Source organism: Collinsella aerofaciens (assembly GCF_015670795.1).
Classification (GTDB): Bacteria; Actinomycetota; Coriobacteriia; order Coriobacteriales; family Coriobacteriaceae; genus Collinsella; species Collinsella aerofaciens_Q.
The window spans coordinates 1-3,539 of record NZ_JADPCJ010000054.1 but is presented as its reverse complement, the minus strand read 5'-3'; the positions used below and the strand labels follow the sequence as shown (position 1 = coordinate 3,539).

Sequence of the window (3,539 nt, the reverse complement as noted above, 5' to 3'; positions counted from 1 at the left end):
GTGTAGGCGGTGCCGTCCTCCAGGGCCTGGAAGGAGTTGCCCACGCCGCGCGGGACGTAGATGGCCCTGGACGGGTCCAGGGTGCAGGTGAACACCTTCCCGTAGGTGGCGCTGCCCTCGCGCAGGTCCACCCAGGCGCCGAATACGCTGCCGCGGGCCACCGAGATGAACTTGTCCCAGGGCTCGGCGTGGATGCCGCGGGTGACGCCGCGGCTGTCGTTGTAGGAGATGTTGTTCTGGACGACGCGGAGGTCCGGGATGCCCAGGGCGGTCATCTTGGCGCGCTGCCAGTTCTCCTTGAACCAGCCGCGCGAGTCGCCGTGGACGGCGAGGTCGACGACCTTCAGGCCCCCGATGCCGGTCTCGGCGACGGAGAGGTCCTTCTCGAATGCGATGTCTGCCATGTGGGAAAAGCTCCTATCGAAGAGGTTCAGGTTGCGGGCGCCCGCGCGGGGACGCAGGATCATCCCCATGCCCTGCGGCCCCGCGCGGGCGCCCCGCGGTGCGGTTCGCCGGAATGCAGTCTTACTGGCCCTGTGCGCGGTAGCGGGCCTCGGTGGCCTCCTTGGCGGGGCGCCACCAGGACTCGTTGGCGACGTACCAGTCGATGGTCCGCTTGAGCCCCTCGGCGAAGTCGGTGTGGGCCGGCCTCCAGCCCAGCTCGCGCTGGAGCTTGGTGGAGTCGATGGCGTAGCGGCGGTCGTGGCCGGGGCGGTCGGCGACCCAGTCGAAGTCCTCGGGGTCGCGGCCCATGGCCTCGAGAATCATGCGCAGGACGGTGATGTTGTTCCTCTCGCCGTCGGCGCCGATGAGGTAGGTCTCCCCCATGCGGCCCTTGGTGAGGATGTCCCAGACGGCAGAGGAGTGGTCCTCGGTGTGGATCCAGTCGCGGACGTTCTCGCCGCGGCCGTAGAGCTTGGGGCGGACGCCGTCGATGATGTTCGTGATCTGCCTGGGGATGAACTTCTCCACGTGCTGGTAGGGGCCGTAGTTGTTGGAGCAGTTGGAGATCGTGGTGCGGAGGCCGTAGGTGCGGGTCCACGCGCGCACGAGCATGTCGGAGCTGGCCTTGGTGCTCGAGTACGGCGAGGACGGGTGATACGGCGTCTCCTCGGTGAACTTCGCCGGGTCGTCGAGCGCCAGGTCGCCGTAGACCTCGTCGGTGGAGACGTGGTGGTAGCGGACGCCGTGCTTGCGGACGGCCTCCAGCAGGCGGAAGGTGCCCTCCACGTTGGTGCGCAGGAACGGCTCAGGGTCGGCGATGGAGTTGTCGTTGTGGCTCTCGGCGGCGTAGTGGACGATCGCGTCGTGGCCGGGGACCAATTCATCGAGCAGCCCAGCGTCGCAGATGTCGCCGACGACGAGCTCCACGCGGTCCGTCGGCAGCCCCGCGATGTTCTCGGGGTTGCCGGCGTAGGTCAGCTTGTCCAGGACGGTCACGTGCACCCCGGGGTGGTTGTTGACCACGTAGTGCACGAAGTTGCTGCCGATGAAGCCGCAGCCGCCCGTGACGATGATGTTCTTGGGTTCGAAGATCTCAGACATGAAAATCCAATCTGAAGCATGTACAGCTTCTTTAGTATGCCGCAGGAAGTGACGCCGCGACGCTATTCAACAAAACTATCGGACATTTCGGCATGCGATAAGAGCCATAACCTTCGCAGAATTACCTCCTGTACAAAACGCCTCCGAAATGCAGTCTTTGTCGTAGTGAAAAACCGAATCCCCAGTTATTTCACGTAAGTACTTATAGAAGAAATCCTCCCAGCTTTTAAACTTCTCACTGTTTACAAAGGCTTCTGGGGTTTCCAAAACCGTCTTAACATCTAGCTCTGAAAATACGCCGGAGCTCAGTAGAAGCCACTCGAATGATTCGGGAAGACAAACCGTAACAGTATCGCGGTGAATGTCTTGCAGCTTAAGGACGCGGTCCGCATAGCACCCAAATGCCGCCCCGTCCGCGACAACAAACACGCGATCGTCGAGATGCTGATCCAACCAGCCCAAAATCGCGCTGTTCGTCATGGCCGAAGTACAGGTAAGCTCACTGTCAGCGAAATGCCGTTCAAAGAACTGGAAACCAGACTTACTGTCCTCGCATAGAAGGATAGAAAAGTCCTGTTTTGGCGCCGACCGGGAAATAGCATAACGATGATTCCCGCGATCTTGATAAACAGGGACGAAAGAATGGTATTTTCCGCTCGTCTTAATCTTGTAAATCTCATCCACGCTATACGGAAGATTGGGGAAATCAGCCCTTGAGATCAGCACGAAATAATTCGAGGAATACAGCACATGATGGGCAAACTCATCAGAATGGATCTCTTTTAAGCCCTCATCGACAAATACAATCGAGTCATGAACGGACGAAAGCTGGTTTCGCCAATCATAATCGGTCAGGGCGACACAGGGACAATCGCATTGCAAGGAAACGCCCGACTGCTCGCCCGTTCGCATGTAGTCTGCGACCATGTCAAACAGTGTCGTCTTACCCGTGCCACTATCGCCACGCACAATAGTGATGTTCCGCTTGATGGTAAATGTGTACTTAGTTCCCCTGCGGCGGGAAATCTTAACGAGATGCGAACCGTTCATAAGCAGTACCTACAGATACGGAATCGACTCGTGAATCAATTCGGCCATGTTGTGAACGATTCGGCCACTATTCACGACTTTAATTTTAAAATCCTCGCGACCAAAGTCCATCACATGATAGAGATTCACAACGAGCTTGCGGTCTTTCGCCATGTCGAGAATCCACTTGGCACAGTTGTCACCACAGGTAGAAGCGTTAAAAATTTGCTTACGATCAAATCTCATAAGCAGCAGCGTTTTCACGCCACCAGAAAGCTGGAGTGGGGAGATGGATCCAAGCACAGGGCTTTCGATGACGTTTTCGGAGACAACATCCGATCGATCAACATCTTTAATTATCGAGACTGCATAGGGATCCGTAATCCAAGAAGACCGGTAAGAGTTTTTGAAATATGTCGCTGTGTTGTAAATCGCTTCTGGCATATCGCCAAAGTAGACGCTTAACACATCCACTCCCAATCATATTGTCTTTATGGTCAACGTAATCATAACGAAAGGGGCCACCAGATAAACGGTGACCCCTAAAAGAAAACAAGCTTGCGCTAGTACTCGCGCGGGCTGTTGACGATCTCGCCGGCGGCGACCTTCTTCAGGTGCCGGCCGTAGACCGACTTGCCGTAGGCCTTCGCGGCCTCCTCAAGCTCGGCGGTGGTGATCCAGCCGTTCTCCCAGGCGATCTCCTCGGGGACGGACACGGGAAGGTCCTGGGAGTGCTCCACGGCGCGGACGAACTCCGCGGCCTCGTGCAGGCTCTCCATGGTGCCGGTGTCCAGCCACGCGTAGCCACGGCCGAGGGTGACGACGGACAGCGTCCCCTCCTCCAGGTACATCTGGTTGAGCGTGGTGATCTCGAGCTCGCCGCGGGCCGACGGCTTGACCTCGTGGGCCTTGGCGGCCACGTCGCCCGGGTAGAAGTACAGGCCGGTGACGGCGTAGGAGCTCTT

Annotated in this window: 5 protein-coding genes; all 5 read right to left on the bottom strand. The window is 58.3% G+C overall.

From position 1 onward, the window contains the following. Window positions 1-404, bottom strand: a 404-nt coding sequence (locus I4W09_RS10170) for a dTDP-4-dehydrorhamnose 3,5-epimerase family protein (protein ID WP_230318778.1), incomplete at its 3' end; no start/stop codon positions are given. Between the two features lie 121 nt (window positions 405-525). Continuing rightward, window positions 526-1,545 (bottom strand): dTDP-glucose 4,6-dehydratase, encoded by a 1,020-nt coding sequence (gene rfbB, locus I4W09_RS10165; RefSeq protein ID WP_196034071.1) that lies wholly within the window; start codon window positions 1,543-1,545, stop codon window positions 526-528. Between the two features lie 75 nt (window positions 1,546-1,620). Continuing rightward, window positions 1,621-2,595, bottom strand: a complete 975-nt coding sequence (locus I4W09_RS10160; RefSeq protein ID WP_196034069.1) for a hypothetical protein — start codon at window positions 2,593-2,595, stop codon at window positions 1,621-1,623. A gap of 9 nt (window positions 2,596-2,604) precedes the next feature. Next, window positions 2,605-3,042, bottom strand: coding sequence for a DUF4869 domain-containing protein (locus tag I4W09_RS10155; RefSeq protein WP_117767274.1), 438 nt, complete (start codon window positions 3,040-3,042; stop codon window positions 2,605-2,607). Between the two features lie 95 nt (window positions 3,043-3,137). Then, a partial coding sequence (locus I4W09_RS10150; RefSeq protein WP_268865652.1) for a sugar phosphate nucleotidyltransferase occupies window positions 3,138-3,539 on the bottom strand: 402 nt, incomplete at its 5' end.

Bases quoted from the DNA above. Each gene is read 5' to 3' on its own strand.
- I4W09_RS10160 (WP_196034069.1), bottom strand. From the start codon at position 2,595: ATGAACGGTTCGCATCTCGTTAAGATTTCCCGCCGCAGGGGAACTAAG.
- rfbB (WP_196034071.1), bottom strand. From the start codon at position 1,545: ATGTCTGAGATCTTCGAACCCAAGAACATCATCGTCACGGGCGGCTGC.